The sequence below is a fragment of the Mycolicibacterium sphagni genome, from assembly GCF_002250655.1.
Taxonomy (GTDB): Bacteria; Actinomycetota; Actinomycetes; order Mycobacteriales; family Mycobacteriaceae; genus Mycobacterium; species Mycobacterium sphagni.
Genome location: NZ_NOZR01000011.1, coordinates 91292 through 114403, shown reverse-complemented (window position 1 = coordinate 114403; position 23112 = coordinate 91292). Strand labels below are relative to the sequence as shown.

General features: G+C 67.4%; 23 protein-coding genes and 1 riboswitch. Of the genes, 13 read left to right on the top strand and 10 right to left on the bottom strand.

Annotated elements, in window-relative coordinates; all coding sequences use genetic code 11:
* Both thiD and CG716_RS14950 read left to right on the top strand, forming a co-directional pair.
* Complete coding sequence (thiD, locus tag CG716_RS14955) at window positions 1-837, top strand: bifunctional hydroxymethylpyrimidine kinase/phosphomethylpyrimidine kinase (RefSeq protein ID WP_094480879.1); 837 nt, start codon at window positions 1-3, stop codon at window positions 835-837.
* Complete coding sequence (locus tag CG716_RS14950) at window positions 834-1451, top strand: alpha/beta hydrolase family protein (RefSeq protein WP_094480877.1); 618 nt, start codon at window positions 834-836, stop codon at window positions 1449-1451. Before thiD ends, CG716_RS14950 begins: the two co-directional genes overlap by 4 nt.
* Before the next feature lie 306 nt (window positions 1452-1757).
* On the opposite strand, the gene CG716_RS14945 is transcribed toward CG716_RS14950, so the two are convergent.
* The gene (locus tag CG716_RS14945) at window positions 1758-2180 is read right to left on the bottom strand and encodes a hypothetical protein (RefSeq protein ID WP_165774158.1); all 423 of its coding nucleotides are present in this window, start codon (window positions 2178-2180) and stop codon (window positions 1758-1760) included.
* On the opposite strand from CG716_RS14945, the gene CG716_RS31125 reads away from it, so the two are divergent.
* The 3 genes from CG716_RS31125 to CG716_RS14930 all read left to right on the top strand — a co-directional run bounded on the left by CG716_RS31125 (window position 2170) and on the right by CG716_RS14930 (window position 5643).
* Window positions 2170-3786 carry a hypothetical protein gene (locus tag CG716_RS31125; RefSeq protein WP_165774157.1) on the top strand — a complete coding sequence of 539 codons (1617 nt, stop codon included), beginning with the start codon at window positions 2170-2172 and terminating at the stop codon, window positions 3784-3786. The two genes, CG716_RS14945 and CG716_RS31125, sit on opposite strands and share 11 nt — an antisense overlap.
* A gap of 100 nt (window positions 3787-3886) precedes the next feature.
* Window positions 3887-5365, top strand: a complete 1479-nt coding sequence (locus CG716_RS14935) for a flavin-containing monooxygenase (RefSeq protein ID WP_094480871.1) — start codon at window positions 3887-3889, stop codon at window positions 5363-5365.
* Window positions 5366-5382: 17 nt separating this feature from the next.
* Entirely contained in the window at window positions 5383-5643 is a 261-nt protein-coding gene (locus CG716_RS14930; protein WP_094480869.1) for a DoxX-related protein, read from the top strand.
* Here the strand turns inward: CG716_RS14930 and CG716_RS14925 are convergent.
* Together CG716_RS14925 and CG716_RS14920 are read right to left on the bottom strand one after the other, a co-directional pair.
* Complete coding sequence (locus CG716_RS14925) at window positions 5621-6523, bottom strand: sterol desaturase family protein (protein WP_094480867.1); 903 nt, start codon at window positions 6521-6523, stop codon at window positions 5621-5623. The genes CG716_RS14930 and CG716_RS14925 overlap by 23 nt on opposite strands.
* Before the next feature lie 54 nt (window positions 6524-6577).
* The gene (locus CG716_RS14920) at window positions 6578-7240 is read right to left on the bottom strand and encodes a helix-turn-helix domain-containing protein (RefSeq protein ID WP_234817858.1); all 663 of its coding nucleotides are present in this window, start codon (window positions 7238-7240) and stop codon (window positions 6578-6580) included.
* A gap of 278 nt (window positions 7241-7518) precedes the next feature.
* Between CG716_RS14920 and CG716_RS14915 the strand changes: the two genes are divergently transcribed.
* Together CG716_RS14915 and CG716_RS14910 are read left to right on the top strand one after the other, a co-directional pair.
* Entirely contained in the window at window positions 7519-8775 is a 1257-nt protein-coding gene (locus CG716_RS14915) for an APC family permease (RefSeq protein ID WP_094480863.1), read from the top strand.
* 13 nt (window positions 8776-8788) lie between these two features.
* Window positions 8789-10036: a uracil-xanthine permease family protein gene (locus CG716_RS14910; RefSeq protein WP_165774162.1), complete on the top strand. Its 1248-nt coding sequence runs from the start codon at window positions 8789-8791 to the stop codon at window positions 10034-10036.
* Between the two features lie 18 nt (window positions 10037-10054).
* Here CG716_RS14910 and CG716_RS14905 read toward each other — a convergent pair whose 3' ends face one another.
* Window positions 10055-11497 carry a M28 family metallopeptidase gene (locus tag CG716_RS14905; RefSeq protein ID WP_234817861.1) on the bottom strand — a complete coding sequence of 481 codons (1443 nt, stop codon included), beginning with the start codon at window positions 11495-11497 and terminating at the stop codon, window positions 10055-10057.
* Between the two features lie 108 nt (window positions 11498-11605).
* On the opposite strand from CG716_RS14905, the gene CG716_RS14900 reads away from it, so the two are divergent.
* Window positions 11606-12583: a permease gene (locus CG716_RS14900; RefSeq protein ID WP_094480859.1), complete on the top strand. Its 978-nt coding sequence runs from the start codon at window positions 11606-11608 to the stop codon at window positions 12581-12583.
* Window positions 12580-13281, top strand: a complete 702-nt coding sequence (locus CG716_RS14895; protein ID WP_094480857.1) for a TIGR03943 family putative permease subunit — start codon at window positions 12580-12582, stop codon at window positions 13279-13281. Before CG716_RS14900 ends, CG716_RS14895 begins: the two co-directional genes overlap by 4 nt.
* On the opposite strand, the gene CG716_RS14890 is transcribed toward CG716_RS14895, so the two are convergent.
* From CG716_RS14890 to thiO, 4 genes are all read right to left on the bottom strand, one after another.
* Window positions 13272-14063, bottom strand: a complete 792-nt coding sequence (locus CG716_RS14890; RefSeq protein WP_094480855.1) for an SGNH/GDSL hydrolase family protein — start codon at window positions 14061-14063, stop codon at window positions 13272-13274. The genes CG716_RS14895 and CG716_RS14890 overlap by 10 nt on opposite strands.
* Window positions 14064-14074: 11 nt before the next feature.
* A complete protein-coding gene (gene thiG, locus CG716_RS14885; protein WP_094480853.1) occupies window positions 14075-14833 on the bottom strand; it encodes a thiazole synthase in 759 nt (252 codons plus the stop codon).
* A complete protein-coding gene (gene thiS / locus CG716_RS14880; RefSeq protein ID WP_094480851.1) occupies window positions 14826-15023 on the bottom strand; it encodes a sulfur carrier protein ThiS in 198 nt (65 codons plus the stop codon). Before thiS ends, thiG begins: the two co-directional genes overlap by 8 nt.
* The gene (gene thiO / locus CG716_RS14875) at window positions 15020-16027 is read right to left on the bottom strand and encodes a glycine oxidase ThiO (protein ID WP_094480849.1); all 1008 of its coding nucleotides are present in this window, start codon (window positions 16025-16027) and stop codon (window positions 15020-15022) included. Before thiO ends, thiS begins: the two co-directional genes overlap by 4 nt.
* Window positions 16022-16133: riboswitch (TPP riboswitch) on the bottom strand. Its footprint overlaps the gene before it by 6 nt.
* A 24-nt stretch (window positions 16134-16157) precedes the next feature.
* Between thiO and thiE the strand changes: the two genes are divergently transcribed.
* Window positions 16158-16850, top strand: a complete 693-nt coding sequence (thiE, locus tag CG716_RS14870; RefSeq protein WP_094480847.1) for a thiamine phosphate synthase — start codon at window positions 16158-16160, stop codon at window positions 16848-16850.
* Here thiE and CG716_RS14865 read toward each other — a convergent pair.
* Window positions 16843-17424, bottom strand: coding sequence for an NUDIX hydrolase (locus CG716_RS14865; RefSeq protein WP_165774156.1), 582 nt, complete (start codon window positions 17422-17424; stop codon window positions 16843-16845). The genes thiE and CG716_RS14865 overlap by 8 nt on opposite strands.
* A 128-nt stretch (window positions 17425-17552) precedes the next feature.
* Here CG716_RS14865 and glnX point away from each other — a divergent pair, with 128 nt between their 5' ends.
* The 3 genes from glnX (at window position 17553) to CG716_RS14850 (ending at window position 22194) form a co-directional block, all read left to right on the top strand.
* Entirely contained in the window at window positions 17553-18872 is a 1320-nt protein-coding gene (glnX, locus tag CG716_RS14860) for a protein kinase G-activating protein GlnX (protein WP_094480843.1), read from the top strand.
* A gap of 98 nt (window positions 18873-18970) precedes the next feature.
* Window positions 18971-19939: a glutamate ABC transporter substrate-binding protein gene (locus CG716_RS14855; RefSeq protein ID WP_094480841.1), complete on the top strand. Its 969-nt coding sequence runs from the start codon at window positions 18971-18973 to the stop codon at window positions 19937-19939.
* Window positions 19939-22194, top strand: coding sequence for a serine/threonine-protein kinase PknG (locus CG716_RS14850; protein WP_094480839.1), 2256 nt, complete (start codon window positions 19939-19941; stop codon window positions 22192-22194). The genes CG716_RS14855 and CG716_RS14850 overlap by 1 nt, the downstream gene beginning before the upstream one ends.
* Here CG716_RS14850 and CG716_RS14845 read toward each other — a convergent pair.
* Window positions 22191-23051 carry a cytochrome c oxidase assembly protein gene (locus CG716_RS14845; protein WP_094480837.1) on the bottom strand — a complete coding sequence of 287 codons (861 nt, stop codon included), beginning with the start codon at window positions 23049-23051 and terminating at the stop codon, window positions 22191-22193. The genes CG716_RS14850 and CG716_RS14845 overlap by 4 nt on opposite strands.
* Window positions 23052-23112 lie beyond the last annotated feature (61 nt).

The window sequence follows — 23112 nt, the reverse complement described above, 5'->3', positions numbered from 1 at the left end:
GTGGATTTCCTCACCCTGACCCCGCCCGGCCAAACCCCGCTGCGGGTCCTGACGATCGCCGGCTCCGATTCCGGTGGCGGCGCAGGCATCCAGGCCGACATGCGGACCTTCGCACTACTGGGTGTGCACTCACTGGTGGCCGTCACCGCCGTTACCGTGCAGAACTCGTTGGGCGTCAAGGGTTTTCACGAGATCCCGACGGATGTAATCGCCGGCCAGATCGAAGCGGTAGCCGGCGACATCGGTGTTCAGGCGGCCAAGACCGGCATGCTGGCCTCCTCGCAGATCATCGAGACCGTCGCGGGCACCTGGCGTGACCTGGGGCTGGCCGGCGCCACCCCGTTCGTCGTCGACCCGGTGTGCGCGTCCATGCACGGCGACCCGCTACTGCATCCCTCGGCGCTGGAGACGTTGCGCACCGAACTCTTCCCGCTGGCCAGCTTGGTCACACCCAACCTCGACGAGGTGCGGCTGCTGGTCGGAATCGAGGTCGTCGACGAGCAGACCCAGCGCGCCGCCGCCAAGGCGCTGCACGCACTGGGCCCGCAGTGGGTACTGGTGAAGGGTGGCCATCTGCGGGGCTCGGCGCACAGTCCCGACCTGCTCTACGACGGCACCGACTTCCACGAGTTCGACGCCCCCCGGGTGGACACCACCCACGACCACGGCGCCGGCGACACACTGGCCGCGGCCACCGCATGCGGCCTGGCGCACGGGTATTCGATGCCCGAGGCCGTGGCGTTCGGCAAAGCCTGGGTCACCGAATGCCTGCGGGCGGCCTACCCGCTGGGCGGTGGCCACGGTCCGGTGTCGGCGCTGTTCCGGTTGCAGGCGTGAGCATCGAGGACATCGCCGGGGTCGCTCACGAGCCGAACGGCACACCGGCGGGCGTCGTGATGTTGACCCACGGGGCCGGCGGCAGCCGGGAGTCGCCGCTGCTGGTCCGCATCTGCGACGAGTGGGCGTCCCATGGCTGGCTGGCGGTGCGCTACAACCTGCCCTACCGGCAACGCCGCCCGAAGGGACCGCCGTCGGGGTCGGCGGCCGGCGACCGCGACGGCATCGTCGAGGCCCTCACCTTGGCCCGCACGCTGGCCGACGGCCCGGTGGTCGCCGGCGGCCACTCCTACGGCGGCAGGCAGACCTCGATGGTCGTCGCCGAACACGCCGGCCTCGTGGCGCTGCTGACGCTGTTCTCGTATCCGCTGCATCCGCCGGGCAAGCCGGAGCGGCTGCGCACCGAGCACTTCGGCGCCATCACCGTGCCCACGGTGTTCACCCACGGCACGTCTGATCCGTTCGGGAGCATCGAGGAAATTCGCGACGCGGCCCGTGCGATCCCCGGGCCTGTCGAGATCGTCGAGGTCACCGGGGCGCGCCACGATCTCGGCTCCAAGTCGCTCGACGTCCCCGCGCTGGCGGTCGACGCGGGACTATCCGCCCTGCCCTAGCCCGCTACCCGCTCGCTACCCCCGCGACGGTCTCGGGCACGAAATCCGGTACGGTGAACGAAATTCGGCTGGCCGGCGGCATCTCGATGCGAATCGGCATTTTGGCTAGACGCCACTACACATTCGTTCTATGCTCTGGACGGAATTTGCGTGGCCCTGTTCCAGCTAATACACATAGCTAACGGTTGTTCCGGGGGGAGAACATATGAATCTGCTTGCTGCGGCAAAGAATACCGACCTTCAAGAGCTTTCCGATGGCCTCGTTCGGTCCAGTATTCGTTCCATCGTGAACCATGGTGAAGGTAGCTATTCAAACCTGATTTGCTGGGCCGGAGCGTCCGCAGTGGCACTCGGTCTAGGCCTGGCGATCGCCTCGACTCCGGCGGTCGCATCTGCCGACACCACCGGTTCGAGCGGCAAAACGAGCAGCACGTCGAAATCGGATTCGTCCACGGCCGGCCCATCGAAGTCGTCGCCGAAGCCGTCGACGACGGCCTCCTCCGCACGCGGCTCCGGCACGGACACCGCCACATCGGTAACCGGCTCGGCGTCGGCGTCGGCATCGGCGCCGAAGACCGTTCCAACGCGCCGTGATTCGAGCACCGGCGCCGCCAAGCGGACGGCGAGCGTCCCCGCCACGGCCGCGGACTCAGCCGCCTCATCGGCCAAGCCGGCAACGGCTGTCGCCGATGTGCAGGTCACTTCAGCCACCACGGCAGTGACCACCACACCGCGCTCCGCCGCGGTGGGTGCGCTGGCCGGATTCGAGTCGATCGTCAGCCTCTTCTTCGGCAATGGCACGGCCGCTCATCCCAACGGCGGGCTGATCATCGGCAACGGTTACTCCTGGACGGCCGGCACCTGCACGGGCGGCGCCGTCTGCAACGGCGGTAAGAGCGGAATCTTCGGCAACGGCGGCAACGGCTTCAACGGCGGCAACGGTGGCGCGGCGGGCTGGTTTGGAACCGGCGGAACCGGCGGCGCGGGCGCGGATGCCGTCTACGCGCAAGACGGAACCCTGGTCAGCGCGGCGACCCGAGGCGGCAACGGCGGCAACGGCGGCCTGCTGGCGGGTAACGGCGGTGCCGGCGGCGCGGGCGGCTGGGATATCAACGGCCCGACAGGTGATGCCATCGCCGGCGACGGCGGTAATGGCGGCAACAGTGGTCTGCTGGGCATCACCGGAGATGGCGGCGCCGGCGGTACTGCCTACTCGGCCGATGGCACAGCGGCCGGCGGCAACGGCGGTGCCGCGGGCAACGGAGTGTTTGGCATTAGTTCCCGTGGCGGCGACGGCGGGATGGCCGTCGCGGACGCCGGAACCGCACTCGGCGGCAGTGGTGGCAGCGGCGGGGCCAACGTGTTCGGCCAGGCCGGCAGCGGTGGCACCGGCGGGGTCGCCGAAGCCGAGAGTGCCGATCCAGACGATGTCGCCGCCGGCGGCGACGGTGGTCGGGGTGGCAGCACTGCCTTCGGCCTCGGCGGGCACGGCGGCGAGGGCGGCGACGGTTCGGCATACAACGCGGCCGGCGCTCTCGGCGGGTATGGCGGAGCCGGCGGCGATGCGGCGTTCGGCGCGGGTGGCAGGGGCGGCCTGGGCGCCGATGGCTACTCCGACGACGGCGATGCCCAGGGCGGCTCCGGAGGTGACGGCGGCCGCGTGCTGATTGGTTTGGGTGGCGACGGCGCCAGCGGTGGCGTCGCGGTCGCCTATAGCAACGGGAATGCCCAGGGCGGCGATGGCGGACTCGGTGGCGGTGGTTTGCTGACAGCGGTCGGCGGTCGTGGTGGCCGTGGCGGCGATGCCGACGCGTTCGGCACCGGGACCGCGATCGCGGGAATTGGTCAATCAGGTGGTGGCGGTGGACTATTCGGCCTGCGAGGCAGAGGTGGCGACGACGGCACCGTCCCGGCGACTGATGGCGACACCACCACCGCGCAGATCGTTGCGGCCGCGAGCGTGCGAGCTGCGGCGGCTGCGGCCGGTGACCCAGTCACCGACGACACGATGCGCGCCTACCTCGAGCAGGTGGCGTCGATCGAGCGAGCCAACGATATTGCGCTCAAAAATTGGCAAGCCCAGGTTGACTACGTCGACCGCCAGTACAAGGCCAACTACGCCAATTACGTCAACCGGTTCAACTACATCAAGAAGCTCAACACGCAGAACTACAACAACTACCTGAAGCGGTATAACGCCTGGGTGAGAAACCGTCAGCGCGGGCCGAGGCCGACCTGGACGAAGTACCCGCCGCCATCGCCGCCGCAGCGTGCTCCGTACCCGCTCGAGCCGGTCCGGAAACCGCTGCCGCCGGCGCCCATCACGAACAACTGACTGGGGCTGACGACCAGCCCGAGTTCGACGACATTGGTCCCGGCGACTCGGGCCCAACGGACGTATATTACTCGTGAGTAAGATACGGTATTCTGACGGCATGCCATCGATGCAGCTCGACGCGATCGTCGTCGGCGCCGGTTTCGCAGGAATCGGTGCGGCAATACAGCTCAAACGCCTGGGGTTCGACAATTTCGCCGTGTTGGACCGCGAGGACGATCTGGGCGGCACCTGGTATGTCAACCACTACCCAGGGCTCACCGTCGACGTCCCGACCACCACGTACTCGTACTACTTCGAACCCAATCCGAACTGGAACCGGCTGTTCTCCACGGGGTCGGAAATCAAGCAGTACGCCGACACTGTCGCCGACAAGTACGACATCCGCCGCCACATTCGCTTCAACGCGACCGTCGAGAGCGCGCGGTGGGACGAGGAAGCCACGCTGTGGAAGGTCACGCTGGCCGACGGCGACATTCTGACGGCGCGCTACCTGATCACCGCGACCGGGTTCCTGTCGCAGCCGTTCACCCCGGAGATCGCCGGCATCCACAGCTTTGAGGGCAAGGTCGTCCACACCGCCGACTGGGACGACAGCTACAACCCGGCCGGCCGGCACATCGGCATCATCGGCACCGGCGCCACCGCCGTCCAGCTCATCCCCGAGCTGGCCAAGGACGCCGCCGACCTCACGGTCTACCAGCGCACCGCGATCTACGTGGTGCCCAAGGTCGACATCAAGTTCTCGGCGCGGTCCAAGCGGCTGTTCGCCCGCTTCCCATTCACCCAGCGCGCCGTCCGCGCAGTCACCGACGCGCTTTACGAGTGGATGATCGCCGTGGGGGTGTTGCGCTACATCCCGCGCATCACCATCGCCGCGGCCGACCTGGCCAAGATGTGGCGATTCGCCACGATCCGGGACAAGGCGCTGCGCGAAAAGCTCACCCCGGACTACGACTTCGGCTGCAAGCGGCCGACGTTCTCCAACAAGTACTACCGCTCGTTCACCAAACCCAACGTGCACCTGCAGACCAACGGTATCGACCACGTCGAGGCCGACGGCATCGTGGCCAACGACGGCACCAAGGCCGTCATCGACACGCTGGTACTGGCAACCGGCTACGACATCTGGGAAGCCAACTTCCCGGCCTTCGAGGTGATCGGCCGCGACGGCCGCAACCTCGGAAAGTGGTGGCGGGAAACCCGATTCCAGGCCTACCAGGGCGTCGCGGTGCCGTATTTCCCGAACTTCCTGAGCCTGGCCAGCCCGTACGCCTTCCTCGGGTTGAACTTCTTCAACTCGATGGAATACCAGATGCGGCACATGGACCGGATCTTCGGCGAGCTGAAGCGCCGCGGGGCAACCACATTCGAGGTCACCGAGGAAGCCAACACCCGCTACCTGGACCGGATGACCGAGCTGCTCGGGTGCACTTTGTTCACCCAAGGAAACTGCGCATCGGCGCGGTCGTACTATTTCAATCCCAGTGGTGAACCGACTCTGCTGCGGCCGATGTCCACGCGTAACGCAGTGCGCGAGGCCTCGACCTACCCGTTGTCCGACTACCACATCAGTTGAAAGCCGAGAGGACGTCGATGTCTGCAGAGCCGTTGATCAAGTTGACCGGGGTCGTCGTGGCCGTCACGGGTCTGTCGCACTTCGTGCGCCCCGAGCTGTTCGAATCGGCCACCAAGTCGGCGTTCCCGGAGAACACCCGGCAGCACACCTACATCGACGGTGGCATCGAGACCGCGATCGGGCTGGCGTTGGTGGCGCCCAAGTCTCGCAAGTTCGCCTTGGCCGGATTGCTGGCCTACGGCGCATACCTGGGCCTCAACGTCGCCCGTAATCGCTGATCCGCGAAGGGATCTCGGGCTGCCTGAACTGACAGGCACCGCTGGCCCGGAACGGTTCCGCCAGCTGCCGTAGGTAGGCCTCGGGATAGTCCGGCTTGGCAGCCATCCCAAGGTCGTCTGTGCTGAACCGGCGTTGCGGGTCGAAGGCGTACGTGCGGTAAAGGTGATCCCAGATCAGGGTGAATAAGCCGAAGTTCACATCCCCCACGCCGGCCCATTTCAGGTGGTGGAATCGGTGGCCTTCGTTGAGGGCGAGCACGGACCGCAACGGTCCGACGCGGTAGTCGACGTTGGCGTGTTGAAGCAGCAGCTGTACCGCCACACAGACCGAGAGCGCCGACGCGACGTGGACCGGGAGCCCCAGCAGGATCAGGGGCAGCACCCCCGCGGCCATTTCGACGGCCTGATGCACGGGATGCTTCATCAGCCCGTTGAGCCCGTAGAACCGCCTGATGCTGTGGTGCACCGCGTGAAACCGCCACAGCCAGCCGATCCGGTGGCTGGCCAAATGGACCGTGGTGATTCCGAAGTCCGCGATCAGAATCGCGAACAACAATTGCGCGACGAACGGCCAGCCGGCCGGCCACAACGAGCGCGACGGCATGATCGCGGCCAACACCGGGATGACCGCGACGCTGGCCAGAATGAACGCTTCGTTGACGACGGCGTGGGCCGAATCCCGCCCGGCGTCGTCGAGCGGAGAGTTCCACTGTCGACGGTAGGGCAATAGTCGCTCAGCGGCGAATGAGCACGCGACGGCAGTCACGATGAGTGCCACTGCCCACAGTTCAGAGGCGCGGACGGCCCCCAAGTATGCAGCGGCACTATTGATTCCGATCAGCATGAAGGGCACATAGCCCCATCGAACAAGCGTCGTCATGGCAACTACCGTTGCTCACGACGGCACCGCGGCGCTTGTATGGATCGATCATGTTCACGCCCAGACGAGCTGCCCGCTGGCCTGAGTGGGTGACAGGCCGAACATCTCGTGGCACACCCGATTGGCGTGCGCGCTATCGGTGAATCCCGCCGCATGGGCGGCGTCGGTCAGTGAGGCGCCCACTCGTAGCGCGTCGATCGCCAATCTGAGCCGCGTCCACCGCACATAGGCGGGGAACGATTGCCCCAACTGATCGCGGAAGAGACGGCTGAGCCGACTTGGTGACAAGGCGACTCCGGTGGCGATCTCCCCGAGCGTCACCGGTTCCGGCAGCCGCTGCGATATCAACTCCACCGCCGCATGTAAACTCCGGTGCAAGTTGTCATGCCCCAGTTCCGTTGCAGCCGAAAGACTTCCCTTCAGTTTCGCGAGAAGCTCTGCTGGAAAAGGAAATTCAGCCTGGGTCCAGTTCTGGAGCACTTCGCCCGCCGCAAACCACCTCCGGACGTCGTCGGTGCCGTCGGCCATCGTGCTGAGCTGCTTGCCGACAACGGTTCGCGGATCAACGAACAACAAGAAGCCCGAACACGGTTCGACTATGCGAATGGAATGGTGGCAGCCGGAGGGAATGATCGCCGCGGTGCCAACACATTGCCGACCCTGCGCGTCAGTGAGTTCGAACGAGCCTGACCAGGCCCGAATCAGTTGGGTAGCCACGTGGTGGTGACCGCACGCATACGCCAGTGACCCGAGATAGCACAGGGCGCCATCGTCGACAGCCAGTGCTCCTGACCAGGGCATCAAGGGAGATGTGTGCGCACACATGCACTCATTGTCCTCCACCCGCAAGGTCACAAATCCGACAAGTTTTACGATGCCGTCAGATTTTGCCCTTACATTGATCGAGCACGGCGACGCGTAGTCGTTGATTGTGAGGATGCCACGCGAAATATGGGTCGGGGAACCGTGCCGGACCGGCGTGAGTGCGGGCGACCATGCCCACGCCGGTCCGCATTTCACTTTCGGGGCTTACCATCCCGGCCGTGAGTAACCTGCAGCGACGCCTCGGCCTCACCGATGCGGTGATCATCGGACTGGGCTCGATGATCGGTGCGGGGATCTTCGTCGCACTGACCCCCGCGGCCGCAGCCGCAGGGTCGTGGTTACTGGTCGGCCTGGCGATCGCCGGTGTGGTCGCCTATTGCAACGCCATGTCCTCGGCGTGGCTGGCCGCCCGCTATCCGCAATCGGGCGGCACATACGTCTACGGCCGGGAGCGCCTGGGCGATTTCTGGGGCTATCTGGCCGGCTGGAGTTTCGTGGTCGGCAAGTCGGCATCCTGTGCCGCCATGGCGCTGACGGTCGGGTTCTATGTGTGGCCGGCATACGCGCACGCCATTGCGGTGGCCGCGGTCGCAGCGTTGACCGCCGTCAACTATCGCGGTATCCAGAAGTCGGCGCTGCTGACCCGCGCCATCGTCGCCGTCGTGCTGGCAGTGCTCGCCGCCGTCGTGGTGGTCGTGGCGCGCTCTGGGCGGGTAGACGCCGCCTACCTGCAGCTGTCCGGCGGCACAGCGCTCGGGGTTCTGCAGGCGGCCGGGCTGCTGTTCTTTGCGTTCGCCGGCTACGCACGGATCGCCACGCTCGGCGAGGAGGTGCGCGACCCATCCCGGACCATCCCGCGGGCGATCCCCGTTGCGCTCGGTCTTGCCCTCGTCGTCTACGCGGCCGTTGCCGTCTCGGTGCTTGCAATACTGGGCCCGGACCGATTGGCAACGGCGGCAGCGCCGTTGGCTGAAGCGGTGCGGGCCGCCGGGGCCGGTGGCCTTGAGCCGGTCGTCCGCGTCGGAGCGACAGTGGCGGCCCTGGGCTCACTGCTGTCGCTGATTCTGGGGGTGTCGCGGACCACGTTGGCGATGGCGCGAGATCACCACCTACCGGCTGGGTTGGCCCTCGTGCATCCGCGCTTCGGTGTGCCGCACCGCGCCGAAGTCGCGGTCGGAGTGGTGGTCGCAGCGCTGGCTGCGGTGGCCGATCTCCGTGGGGTGATTGGGTTTTCGTCGTTCGCGATCCTGGTGTATTACGCGGTCGCCAATGCCTCGGCCTGGACGTTGGGGCGCCACCTGGTCCCCACGATCGGGCTGATCGGGTGCGTGGGACTGGCCGTCGCGTTGCCGCCCCAGGCCGTGGTGTTCGGGGTGGCGTTGCTCATGCTCGGAGCCCTCACTTACGTGGTCAGGCGGTTACGGTAGGTCCGTGATTCCGATGCACTGGACGCCGGTCGAAAGCCGCGCCGACGAGAACTTCGTCGTCGCCCCGCACGAGCGGCTGAGCTGGTCGCGGACGTTGGGGATCGGCGCCCAGCACGTGGTGGCCATGTTCGGCGCCACCTTCCTGGTTCCGGTACTCACCGGCTTCCCGCCCGCCACCACGCTGTTGTTCTCCGGGATCGGCACGCTGCTGTTCCTGGTGATCACCGGCAACCGGCTGCCGAGCTATCTGGGGTCCAGTTTCTCGGTGATCGCCCCGGTGACTGCGGCGGTCGCCTCGCACGGCGCCGGCAGCGCGCTGGGCGGACTGATCGCCGTCGGTGTGCTGCTGATCCTCATCGGCGGCGCAGTACACCTGGCCGGCACCCGCTGGATCGACATCGCGCTGCCCCCGGTCGTCACCGGCGCCATCGTCGCGCTGATCGGATTCAACCTGGCACCGGCCGCCAAGACGAACTTCGTCAAGGGACCGATCGTCGGCATCGTCACGCTGGTGCTGCTGGTGGTGGTGCTGGCATTTTTCCGCGGCATGATCGGGCGGCTTGCGATCTTCGTAGCGGTCGCCGCTGGGTATCTTCTCGCGCTGGCACTCGGCGAGGTGGACACCTCGGGCATCGCCGCGGCAGGCTGGATCGGCCTACCCAGGTTCCAGACGCCAACGCTGAATCTGTCCGTGCTGCCGCTATTTCTGCCCGCGGTGATCGCACTGGTCGCCGAGAACATCGGACATGTCAAGTCAGTGGGGCAGATGACCGGCGTGGACACCGATCCGCTGACCGGCCGGGCGCTGGCCGCCGACGGTATCGCGACCGTGCTGGCGGGCTTTGGCGGCGGCTCGGCCACCACCACCTACGCCGAGAACATCGGCGTGATGGCCGCAACCCGCGTCTATTCCACCGCTGCGTACTGGGTGGCCGGCGTGACGGCCATCGTTCTGGCGTTGTGCCCCAAGGTCGGAGCAACGATCTCGGCGATCCCACCCGGTGTGCTCGGCGGGGCGACCGTCGTGCTCTACGGGCTGGTCGGGGTGCTCGGTGTGCGGATCTGGCTGACCAACCACGTGGACTTCGGACTGCCGATCAACCAGATGACCGCCGCCATCGCGCTGATCATCGGCATCGCCGACTTCACCTGGCAAATCGGCGATCTCACGTTCACCGGTATCGCGCTGGGCTCGATCGCCGCGCTGGTCGTCTACCACGGCATGCGCGCGCTCGGGGTGCTGCGCGGCGCGCGGCCCTAGCCAACTTCCAGTCAGCTCTTACGACGAAGTGATCAGGTGGCGAGTACGGTCGGCGCGCAGCGGAATACCGTTGCGGCCGTCCATGTCCTGGGCGTACAGGCCGACCGAGTAGACGACTCCCCCACCAAGAATGCCCAGCGCGGATTTGTCGACGTGGTCGAGAGTATCAGTGCTCTTGTGATAGTTCGGATCGAACGGAGCATCAGCCATGCCACCCCAGAGTTTCTGCTGATCGGCGGTCTTGTTCTCCTCAGCGCCGGAGAAAAGCCCACCGGAGGGCACCCCAGCCTGGGTGAAGGCGTCATAATCCGACCGGCCGTCGAAAGATGTGTCCTGGGCCGTCTTTCCAGCTGATTGCAGATAGGCGACCAGTGTCCGCTCGATACCCGCCGACCCTTCCGGCACCCGCGGAATCCGGCCGCCTCGCCCCGGCGCCGTGGACTGGTCACCGTCGTAGGTGAAATAGCCGGGGTTGGGAGAGCCAATCATGTCGTAATTGAGGTACAGCGCAATGTCTTTGAGCTGTTCGACGCCGAGTGATTGGATGTACTTCTTCGACCCTACCGTCCCGAGTTCCTCGGCTCCCCAGAAGGCAAACCGCACAGCGTTTTTCACGTCCGGATTGGGACCGAGTTGCACGGCGGTCTCCAGCACCGCCGCCACCCCTGAACCGTTGTCGTTGATACCCGGCCCCTCCGGCACGCTGTCGAGGTGGGCGCCGACCATCACGACGTCACTGGCCGATCCGGTCTTGGTCTGGGCGATCACGTTGCGGGCGGTAATGGATTTGGTGTCGGCTTCCACCTTGAGCGTGACCGGGCCCAGGCTCGCCCGCAGCCGCGCCCCATCGGACTTCGTCACGCCGACCACCGGGAGCCTGAAGTCGGTGGCCTCGCCCAGCGTGGCACCCATCTGCGGCTCGTCGATGTTGTCGGCGATAACGAGCGCGACGGCGCCGAGTGTGGCAGCGATGGTCTGCTTGTCGGCGAAGGGGCAGCTGCCCCGGTCCACCAGCACCACTGCACCCTTCACCGGCAGGCCGTCATAATCGGCCGGGGCGCAGCCGGGTGTCTCATCGGCGGGCGCGGCGACCAGCGGCCCGCTGATCCCCTGCGGCGGGGTGGGCAGACTGAACTCGACGACGCGTGCGGTCACGCCGGCACCGCCGACCTGAAGATCGGTGTGCCCGGGCTGGAAGACCTTGGCCTGGAACTCCGGAGTCTGCACGTCGAAACCCTTCTCGCGCAGCACGCCCGCCACATGGTCGACGCTGGCGTCGAAACCCGGTGTGCCGACGGCCCTGGTGCCGTTGTTGGCGTTGGCGATGTCTTGAAGCTTCTGCAGGTGGGCGACCATGGCGTCGGTGGTCACCTGCTTGCGCAGCCCGTCGGCGAACTGGGCGGCGGGCGAGTGTGCGGTACCTGACTGAGCGGAGTTGGCCGGGTGACTGCATCCCGCCACGGCAAGGATTGCGGCAATCACCCTGGTGGCAAGCAGGTATCTGTGCTTCACCGCGCCCAGGGTAGACGTCGCGGCCGGTGTCCAGGTTCGGGTGGCACGATGTGCTCGATGACCGTGACCGCCCCGCGCCGCCGCCTGGTGACCTCGACCGAGGTTCTGGTGGCGGGACTAGTGGTGTGTGCACTGGTAGGCACGTGGATGCGCGACGCGGTTGTCGGCAGCGCCCGGCTCTCGACCGCAGGCACGGTGTTCGCCGGGGTGTTTCTCCAGGCGGTGCCGTTCCTTGTGCTCGGCGTGGTGATCAGTGGGCTGATCGCGGCGTTCGTCTCTCCCGAGCGACTGGCCCAGCTGTTACCCAAGCGGGCGCCGGCGGCAGTGCTGGTCGCCGGAGTGGCCGGTGCGGCGCTGCCCGGCTGTGAGTGCGGGTCTGTGCCGGTGGCCCGACGCCTGTTCGGCGATGGGACGGCGGGTGCGGCGGCGTTGACCTTCATGCTCAGCGCACCCGCGATCAATCCGGTGGTTCTGGTCGCTACCGCCGTGGCCTTCCCCGGCCAACCCCAGATGGTGGCGGCGCGTTGCGTCGCGTCGCTGGCCACCGCGGTGGTGATGGGGGTTTTGTGGTCCCGGTGGGGCCGGCCCGGCTGGGTGACCCGCAGGCTGCCCCGTTCCGGCGACGACGACCAGTCGCGCTGGACGGTGTTCACCGAGGCCGCCCGGCACGACTTCTTGCAGGCAGGCTCGTATCTGGTGATCGGCGCTGCGGCGGCGGCAACACTGCGAGTTGTGGTGCCGCCGTGGATGTTCGAGCATGTGGCCAGTCACCTGGTGATCGGCGTGGTCACCATGGCGCTGCTGGCGTTCGTGCTGGCGCTGTGCTCGGAGGCCGACGCCTTCGTCGCGGCCAGCCTCACCATGGTGCCGCTGGTGCCGCGGCTGGTGTTCCTGGTGGTCGGTCCGGCGGTTGACGTCAAACTTGTTGCCATGCAAGCAGGTATGTTCGGGCGACGTTTCGCGCTGCGCTTCGCCCCGGTCACGCTGGTGGTCGCCACGGTGCTGGCGACCGCGGTGGGCCTGGTGCTGCTGTGAAGCGCGAAACCGAGAACATGCTGCTGCTGATCGTCGGGATCGCCCTGGTGATGGTGTCGATCACCGGGGCATACACCCGCTACGTCAAGCCGGCCATGCTGCCGTGGCTGTCCATATCGGCGGCCGTGCTCATCGGGCTGGCACTGCTGTCGATCATGCGCGACATCCGCAGTGGCGGTGCCGATCAGGAGCACGAGCACACCGGCCATGTTCACCGCAACGGCATCGTCTGGCTGCTGGTGGTGCCGGTGGTGATGCTGATCTTCGTGGTGCCGCCGGCGTTGAGCGCCACGGCCGCCACGCCCGCCACCGTCACCGGCGCGCGCTCGTTTCCGCCGTTGCCCGGCGGACCCGCGCCGACGGTGTCGCTGCCCGAAGTGCTGATGCGGGTCGCGGTCGGCAAGGTCGGCGGCCTGGACGGCAGGCAGGTCACCACGACCGGTTTCACCATGCGCGACGGCGATCGGGTCGACCTGGCCAAGATCGTCATCGTCTGTTGCGCCGCTGACGCGCAGCTGGCCCGGTTGCACCTGTCCGGTCCGGCGGCATCGGAGGCAGCCTCTTTGCCGGACAATACCTGGCTTCGGGTCGAGGGCACGGTGCCGCCCGGCCAAACCTATTCAGGCACTTCGTCGATACCCACGCTGGACGTGTCGAGTGTGGTGCGGATCGGCCCGCCGGCCAATACCTACGGCTGACGAAACCGCGCCGCGATGAGGTCGGCGACCGCCCGCATGCCTGCGGCGTTGGGGTGAAACGGTTTCGGCCGCCAAGGCAGCAGTGAGCCGGCGCCGACTGTCCACGGGTCAACCGACCAGGCGTGGTGATCGCGGCTGACCTCGGCGGCGTGGACCACCTCACAGCCGGTGGCCTGAGCCGCTTCGAAGGTCTGCTGAGCCAGCCGCTTTGCGACGTAGCGGCCGAGGTCGGCGACATCGTCGGGCAGTGGCGGGGCCGACGTGCCGTGCGGCGGCAACAGGGTCAGGTAGTCCACGAACATGATTCGCGCTCGCGGCGACCGCTCGCGCAGCACCTGGCCGACTTCCCGCAGTGACGCGCCGACCTGATTCAGCGCCTCCTCGCGGGCAGCAGGGTTCTGCAGTTCGCGCAGCCGATCGCCGAGCACCGGGACTGCGCGCAGCACCGCCGGCAGCGTCGCCGCGAACAGCAGCGGGACGTAGCCGACGTCATTGCCGCCGATCGTGACGGTGACCAGGTCCTCCGAGCCGTTCAGGGCGTAGATCTGCGGCGGTGCGCTGTGCTGCCGTTCGCGCAGCACATTAGCGGTGGTGGCCCCGGAGTAGGTGACGTCGACCAAGTCGAGGCCCAGCTGCTCGGCGGCCAGATGTGGGTAGTTGCGGGCCGACCGGCCCGCGGCCAACGGCGAACCCGCTGCCCGCGGCCTGATCCCCGGGCCTGCCGCCATCGAGCTGCCGAGCGCGACATAACGCTGCGCTCCTCCTGGGCTCTCTCCGTTCATGGCCCGACTGCTCATGCGAGGCTCGGGCTCGACGCCTGTGCCCAGAACCGCTTGGGGATACGCCCGGCATGCCGGGCCAGCAGACCAGCCGTCACCGCGGCGGCCATCGCGGCAGCCATCGCCGGCGGATCCGCGGCGCGCGTCACTGCGCTCGCCAAAAGGACTGCATCACAACCCAACTCCATGGCCAGCGCGGCATCACTCGCGGTGCCGATCCCGGCATCCAGGATCACCGGCACACCCGCGGCCCCGACGATCATCTCGATGTTGTGCGGGTTGGAGATTCCCAGCCCGGTGCCGATCGGTGAGCCCAACGGCATCACCGCCGCGCAGCCGGTGTCTTCGAGCCGGCGGGCCAGCACCGGGTCGTCGTTGGTGTAGGGCAGAACCACGAACCCGTCGTCGACCAATTGTTCTGCCGCACGCACCAATTCAATGGCGTCAGGCAGCAGTGTCCGCTCGTCGGCAATCACCTCGAGCTTGACCCAGTCGGTGCCCAGCGCCTCGCGGGCCAGCTGCGCGGTCAGCACCGCTTCGGCCGCGCCCCGGCAACCCGCGGTGTTGGGCAGCGGGGTGATCTCCAGCCGGGCAAGCAAGTCCAGCACGCCGGTGCCGCCCTCGGAATCCACCCGGCGCATTGCCACGGTCGTCATCTCGGTACCCGACGCCACCAGCGCCTCTTCCAGCACCGTCAGATTCGGTGCGCCGCCGGTACCCAGGATCAGCCGTGAGCCGAACGTGCGACCCGCGATCGTCAGCTGCTCAACCACCTTGCACCGCCGTCACGACCTCGACTCGGGCACCCTCCGGCACCGCCGAATTCCATTGCGAGCGAGGCAAAACCGTCCAGTTCACGGCGACTGCGATGCCGCGGTCAGGAAACCCGAGGGCCTCCAGCAACCCCCACACCGTGGTGTCGGCGTCGAATTCCAGTTCCTCGTCGTTGACCATCACCTTCACGCCCGTGCTCCCATCAACTCGGCGGCGATGTGCTCGGCGGTCCACGGCGCCAACAGGAATCCCGACCGGCCGTGTCCGGTGGCCACGAGTGTGCGCCCGTCGAGCCGCCCGACGATCGGCATGTTGTCCGGGGTCATCGGCCGCAGCCCCGCAGCGCATTCGGCCAACTCGTACTCCCCCAGAGCCGGCATCACCTCGCAGGCGTCGTCGAGCAGCTCACGTACGCCGCTCACCGCAGGGGCGGTGTCCCGGCCGTGTTCGTACTGCGTCGCGCCGATCACGACCCCGTCAGCCCTGGGCACCAGGTACACCGAGCGGCCGTGCACCCTGGCCCGAACCACGCGCTGCGGCAGCGGCATACAGCCGCGCCGCCAGCGCAACCGCAGCACCTCACCCTTGACGGGCCGGACCGCAAGCCCGGGCCAGAGCGCCGGAGCGTCGATCCCGTTGGCGATGACGACGGTGTCGACGCCGTCGCGGGCGTCGTCGAGCTGCTCCACCGGCGCCGCCCACCGAACCCCGAGCTGTTCGCAGTGCGCCTCCAGGGCGGCCACCAGCTTGCGATTGTCCACTGCCAGCTCGTCGGGGGCGATGAAACCGTGGCGAATACCTTGGGCTAGAAGCGGTTCGGTATCGCGAGCGGTGGTCGTCACGGCCACCGGGTGGCCCTGTGCCGACAGCCAGTCCGCGACGGTGCGCAGGTCCGCGGCGTCGGCTCGGTCGACGCCGACCACCAGTGATTCGCGTGCGGTCACCACATCGTCGGGCAGGCCGTCGAGAAAACCGCCGTGCCACAGCCGCAGCGACTCCAGGCCCAGCTGCAGCAGTCGTTCCTCGCCCGGCCAGCCTTCGCTGTGCGGGGCCAGCATCCCACCGGCGACCCACGACGCACCTAAGTGGCGGGTCCGGTGCACCCGCACCGACAACCCGTCCAATGCGGCCCGGCGTGCGACTGCCAGACCGATGACGCCGCCCCCGATGACGGCCAGAGATTCCTTCGACATATCCCTTTCGCTTCCTTCGCCGGCATGACCCGGATCAGGTGGTGACGGTCTGGAGGGGTAACGCTCCACTCTCAGCCCCGCTCCCGGGGCTCCCGTGCCAACCCTCCACGCTAGCCGCTACCGTCGCGGTGTGCACGAACCTCACACCAGGCTCGCGACCGCACGGCTCTACCTCTGCACCGATGCCCGCCGCGAGCGCGGCGATTTGGCCGAGTTCGCCGACGCGGCGCTGGCTGGCGGCGTCGACCTCATCCAGCTGCGTGACAAGGGGTCGCCCGGCGAGCAACAGTTCGGTCCTCTGGAGGCGCGCGAGGAGCTGGACGCGCTCGAAGTCCTGGCCGACGCCGCCCGTAGGCACGGCGCGCTCCTGGCGGTCAACGACCGCGCCGATATCGCCCGAGCCGCCGGCGCCGACGTGCTGCACCTGGGCCAGGACGATCTGCCGCTGCCGGTGGCCCGCGACATCGTCGGCCCGCACACCGCGATCGGGCGCTCCACCCACGCGATAACCGAAGCGGCCCGCGCGCTGACCGAGGACGTCGACTACTTCTGTGTCGGCCCGTGCTGGCCGACGCCGACGAAACCGGGCCGGCCGGCGCCCGGCCTCGATCTGGTGCGCGAGGTGGCAGCCATGCAGACCGACAAGCCGTGGTTCGCAATCGGCGGGATCGACGAGCAGCGCCTGCCTGAAGTGCTCGCTGCGGGAGCCGACCGCATCGTGGTGGTGCGTGCGATCACCGGAGCCGACGACCCGCAGGCCGCAGCCACGCGACTGCGTGCCGCACTGACCGCGGGCAGGAGCGACACGATTGGTTCTAGCTGACCTCGGCGGCCGGTGACGTGCACCAGGCGAATACCCCGGATTGGATCTCGACGGTGTGAGGCACCGGCTGGCGGCATTCGTCGTGATCATGCGAGTTGAGCATCGCGGTGATGCGCAGCCGCTCCCAGCTGGCGGCGAAGCCGGGGTGCAGCGGCAGCTCGTCTACTTCGTCCTCGGCCACCCAGCGCAGTTCGGAGCTCTCCCGGTTCGCCACCGTCGTCAGCAATTCGGGGGCGTCGGCAACCACTGTCGTGTAGCTCCAATGCGTTCCGCCGGCACCGACCACCTCCGCCGTCACGACCGTCGCGCGGACACGCACGTGCTCCGCGGTCAGCCCGGCCTCCTCGTTGGCCTCGCGGACCGCGGCCTGCTCGGGGGTTTCATGGCTGTCGCGCGCACCGCCGGGCAGCGCCCAGGTGCCACCCTGGTGACTCCACGGGGCGCGGTGCTGAAGCAACACCGCAGGGGTACCGTCGGGGCGCGGCGCCCGCAACAACAGGCCCGCGGCGCCGTGCCGACCCCAGTACGGCGTGCCGGTATCCGACACCACCCAGCCGTCGCCATCGCCGCGCACGCGTTCAGGATAAGCACGCCACGCCGGAGTAGGTCGGTAGATCCCGCCCCATCCGTCACAACAGCTCTTAGGATTGTCTCAGGAAGCGCGAAGGGGCACCGGGCAAAGGGGAGTGAGGTCCGCGAGAGGTGACCGTTGAGCTGGCACACCCGTCGACCGAGCCATTGGGGCAACGGTCGCCGACCCTGCCCGCTCACCCCCGGTGGTGGTTCCTGCGCACCACGCCGGGACGCATCCTGACCCTCGGGCTGATCCTGGCCACCCTGGGAATCCTCAGCGCGTTCGCGACATCCACGACGATCACCAACCGGCAGACCCAGCTGACCACAGTGCTCAACCACACCGAGCCGCTGTCGTTTGCCGCCGGTCAGCTCTACACCACACTGTCGGTGGCCGACGCGGCCGCGGCGACCGCATTCATCGCCGGCTCCGAACCCCGCGCCGTGCGGCAGCGCTACGAGCAGGCGATCACCGATGCGGCTGTCGCGGTGACCCGGGCCTCCAGCGGGCTCACCGACGAACCCCTGGTGCAGCTGCTCGGCAAGATCAATGCCGAGCTGGCCGTCTACACCGGCCTCATCGAGACGGCGCGGACCAACAACCGGATGGGCAATCCGGTGGGTTCCTCGTACCTGTCGGAGGCCTCCGCGCTGATGCAGCAGCAGATCCTGCCCGACGCGCAGAAGCTGTACGAGGACACCTCCGCGCGCGTCGACACCGAGACCACGGCCTCCACCCGGATCCCGGCGCCGGTGCTGATCGTGGTGGCCGCGACCCTGCTGTTCGGGGTGTTCGGGCACCGCTGGCTGGCCGACCGCACCAAACGCCGGGTCAACGTCGGCCTGATCGCCGGAGGCCTGGCGATCGTGGTGATGATCATCTGGGTGGGTTCGGCGATCATCATCTCCACCGCAGGTAGCCGCGCGGCGAAGAACACCGCGGCCGAGTCCCTCAAAACAGTGACTAACCTGGCTATCACCGCGCAGCAGGCACGTGCCGACGAGACACTGTCGCTGATCCGGCGGGGCGACGAAGACGTCCGCAAACGCTCCTACTACCAACGCGTCGAAGCCATGCACACTCAACTCAACGACTATCTGTCGCGCAACGACGCCATCGCCAAGGGCGACCTCGCGAACGCTGACCAGCTGCTGACGAAGTGGCGGCAGGCCGACGAGCGAATCAACGCCTACATCTCGGTCGGCAACTACCAGGCGGCCACCCAGGTGGCCCTTGGCACTGGCGAGGACGACTCCACTCCAGCGTTCGACAAACTCGACGATGCACTGTCCAGCGGTATCCGGGAGAGTCGCAACCAGCTGCGCAACGACATCCTGTCCGCCCGCCGGGTGCTATCGGGGACCACGGTCGGCGGCGTCGTGCTCTCCGTCGGGGCGGCGTTGGCGGTGGCGTTGGGGTTGTGGCCCAGACTGAGCGAGTACCGGTAATGAGCGCTTGCGCGAAGAACAGACCACGGACGATGGGCGCTTGCGCGAAGAACAGACCACGGACGATGGGCGCTTGCGCGAAGAACAGACGACGGACGATGCGCATACGCCGCTTGCTCTGCATCGCGGTCGCCGCAGCGACCGTGCTCGCCGGCTGCGGCAAAACCGAGTACACCACCACTCCGACAGCACCGACGTTGCCCCCGCCCACACCGGCCGGGATGACCGAACTCGTCCCCGAGCCGCCGCAACCGCCCGACTCAACCGACAACGACTGCGACCGCACGGCCAGCCTGCGGCCCTTCCCCACCAAGGCCGAGGCCGACGCGGCGGTGGCGGCCATTCGCGGCAGGGGCCGGCTCATTGTCGGCCTGGACGTCGGCAGCAACTTGTTCTCCTTCCGCGATCCGATCACCGGGGAGATCACCGGTTTCGACGTCGACATCGCCGGCGAGGTGGCCCGCGACATCTTCGGCACCCCCTCGGCCGTCGAGTACCGCATCCTGTCGTCGGCCGACCGGATCACCGCCCTGCAGAACAATACCGTCGACATCGTGGTCAAAACCATGACGATCACCTGCGACCGCCGCAAGGACGTGAACTTCTCGACCGCGTATTTCACTGCCTACCAACGCATTCTGGCCCCGAGGGAGTCGGCCATCTCGCAGGCCGCCGACCTGTCGGGGCGTCGGGTGTGCGTCGCCAGCGGCACCACATCGCTGGATCGGGTCCGCGAGATCACCCCGCCGCCGATCATCGTGACGGTGGTCAGCTGGGCCGACTGCCTGGTCGCGTTGCAACAGCGTGAGGTCGACGCGGTGAGCACAGACGACTCCATCCTGGCCGGCCTGGTGGCCCAGGATCCCTACTTACACATCATCGGACCGAACATGGCTCAGGAGCCGTATGGGATCGGCATCAACCTGGCCAACACCGGTTTGGTGCGGTTCGTCAACGGCACACTCGAGCGCATCCGCCGCGACGGCACATGGAACACGTTGTACCGCAAGTGGTTGACGGTGCTGGGGCCCGCTCCCGCTCCCCCGACGCCGAGGTATCTGGACTGATGGATACTCCGGATCAGCCAGACGTCGACGTCGGAACGCAGCCGGCAAGTCTCGACGATCTCATCGTGGACTCGATGTCGACGATGCGGCCGATGGCCACGCAGGCGATCTACCGGCCGAATTTCGAGGATGACGACGACGACTCGGTCGGCACCGTACGCACCGAATCGGAGGCCATGCACCACCCCACCGTGGCCCGCAAGCTCTCGCCGACCCGCCGTCTGGGCGGCGGGCTGGTGGAGATCCCCCGCTTTCCCGAGATCGACCCACTGACAGCGCTGATGGTCAATCCCGTTGTCTCCGAATCGAAGCGGTTCTGCTGGAACTGCGGACGGCCGGTGGGACGCTCCTCCAAGGACGGCGAGGCGGCCTCGGAGGGGTGGTGCCCGCATTGTGGCAGTGCCTATTCCTTCGTGCCCCAGCTGGTTCCCGGCGACATGGTGGCCGATCAATACGAGATCAAGGGTTGTTTGGCGCACGGCGGCCTGGGCTGGGTGTACCTGGCGGTCGACCACAACGTGAACGAACGGCCGGTGGTGCTCAAGGGTCTGGTGCACTCCGGGGACGCCGAGGCCCAGGCCATCGCGATGGCCGAACGGCAGTTCCTCGCCGAGGTGGTCCACCCGTCGATCGTGAAGATTTTCAACTTCGTCGAGCATCCCGACTCCCACGGTGAACCGGTCGGTTACATCGTGATGGAGTACGTCGGCGGAAAGTCGCTCAAACTGCCCAAGGGCGACAAACTTCCGGTTTCCGAAGCGATCGCCTACGTGCTGGAGATCCTGCCCGCGCTGGGCTATCTGCATTCGATCGGCTTGTGCTACAACGACCTCAAGCCGGAGAACGTCATGGTGACCGAGGAGCAGCTCAAGCTGATCGACCTCGGCGCTGTGTCGCGGATCAACTCGTTCGGCTACCTGTACGGCACGCCGGGCTATCAGGCACCAGAGATCGTGCGCACCGGCCCGACGGTCGCCAGCGACATCTACACCGTCGGGCGCACCCTGGCCGCACTGACGCTGGATCTGCGAACCCGCAAGGGCCGCTACGTCGATGGGCTGCCCGAAGACGATCCGGTGCTGTTGAAATACGATTCGTTCGCGCGGCTGCTGCGCCGCGCCATCGACCCCGACCCGCGCCGGCGGTTCGCCAGCGCCGAGGAGATGTCGTCGCAGCTGCTCGGTGTGCTACGCGAGGTGGTCGCCGAGGACACCGGCGTGCCGCGGCCTGGTTTGTCGAATGTGTTCACCCGCACTCGCGCTGCGTTCGGGGTGGAATTATTGGTGGCCCATACCGACGTCTATCTGGACGGCCTGGCCCATGCCGAGAAGCTGACTGCAACTGAAATCGTTACCGCACTTCCCGTTCCGCTGGTGGATCCCACCGATATCGCCGCGACGGTACTGTCCGCGACCGTGCTGTCGCAGCCCGTGCAGACACTGGACTCGCTGCGGGCGGCTCGGCACGGCGGGCTGGACTCCGAGGGCGTCGACCTGACCGAATCCGTCGAGCTGCCGCTCATGGAGGTGCGCGCACTGCTCGACCTCGGCGACGTCGCCAAGGCCAACCGCAAGCTGGACGACCTGTCCGAGCGGGTGGGATGGCGCTGGCGACTGATCTGGTTCAAAGCGGTCTCCGAGGTACTCACCGGCGACTATGACTCGGCGACAAAGCATTTCACCGAAGTACTGGACATCTTCCCGGGGGAGCTGGCGCCGAAGCTGGCGTTGGCGGCCACGGCCGAGCTGGCGGCAACGTCCGACGAGCTGCCGTTCTACCGAACGGTATGGCACACCGACAACAACTCGATTTCGGCGGCGTTCGGCCTGGCCAGGGCGCAATCGGTGGAGGGTGACCGCGAAGCGGCGGTCAACACCCTCGACGAAGTTCCAGCCGCGTCAAGGCATTTCACCACCGCGCGGTTGACGAGCGCGGTGACGCTGTTGTCCGGGCGGTCGGCGCACGAGCTCAGCGAGGAACAGATCCGCGACGCCGCGCACCGGGTGGAGGCGCTGCCCGATTCCGAACCGCGGGTGCTGCAGATCCGCGCACTGGTGCTGGGCACGGCGATGGACTGGATGAGCGAGAATACCGCCAGCACGAATCACATCCTCGGCTTCCCGTTCACCGAACACGGCCTGCGTCTGGGTGTCGAGGCCTCGTTGCGCAGCCTGGCCCGCGTGGCCACCAGCCAGGCGCACCGCTATGCACTGGTCGACATGGCCAACAACGTGCGGCCCACCAGCACGTTCTAGGTCCGGAAGCGCTCGCGCAGCTGCGGATCGTTCTCCCACCACAACGTCGACGTGGGACTCTGCGGGGCCTCTTCCAGCTCGGCATCCACCTGCGCGGCACGCCGGCGCTCGTGCGAGCCGAGCTGACGCATCAACACCAGGACGAACGGGATGCTCAGCACATCGCCGGCGATCCACAGTATGCCCGCGCCGATGGACTGGTCGGTCCGCATGCTCGGCCCCCAATTGCGCTGCAGCGCAGCATAGTAATCGGAGGCGATGAGCGGACCGAGCCACAGCACGACGCCCAGCACGCCGTCGGCGAGTGACTCCACAACGCTGATCCCGATGGACACCAGCGGTGAGAATCGGCGCGGCACCGGGTCGGCCTGCAGGCGGGCGTAGAAGTATCCGAAGCCGACGAACACGAGCAGCAGCCGAGTCACCGTCGCCACCGGCCCGGTCATGGACGCGACATACCAGGGCGTCAGGTACAGCAGCCACGGAGTGGCCAGCATGGCGATTGACGTTGCCAGCGGCGAGGACGCCACGCGAATGGGCTTGCTGTCCAGCGCCATCTGTACCACGCGTCCGGCCGAGACTGACGCTGCGGATATCGTCGCCAGCGGACGGCCCAGCGCCAGCAGGAACGGCGCGACGAGCAACAGCAACAGGACCTGTAGTGCGCGGACCCAGAACAGGACGGGCGCATACACCCCGACGGCGCTGAACGTCGCCAGCGCCCAGACCGCAATTCCCAGCATGAACCACCAGACCTGGCCGCGACCGGCAGCAGCGGTTCCCCTGACGTGCTGGTAGCAGCGAAGATAGACCACACTCGCGAGTGCGATCACGACCAGCGCGCTGACGTCCAGCATCCATGACCTCAGGACCACGGCTGCCGAACTTACGCCAATCAGCTTGGAAGTTGCCGTGTGA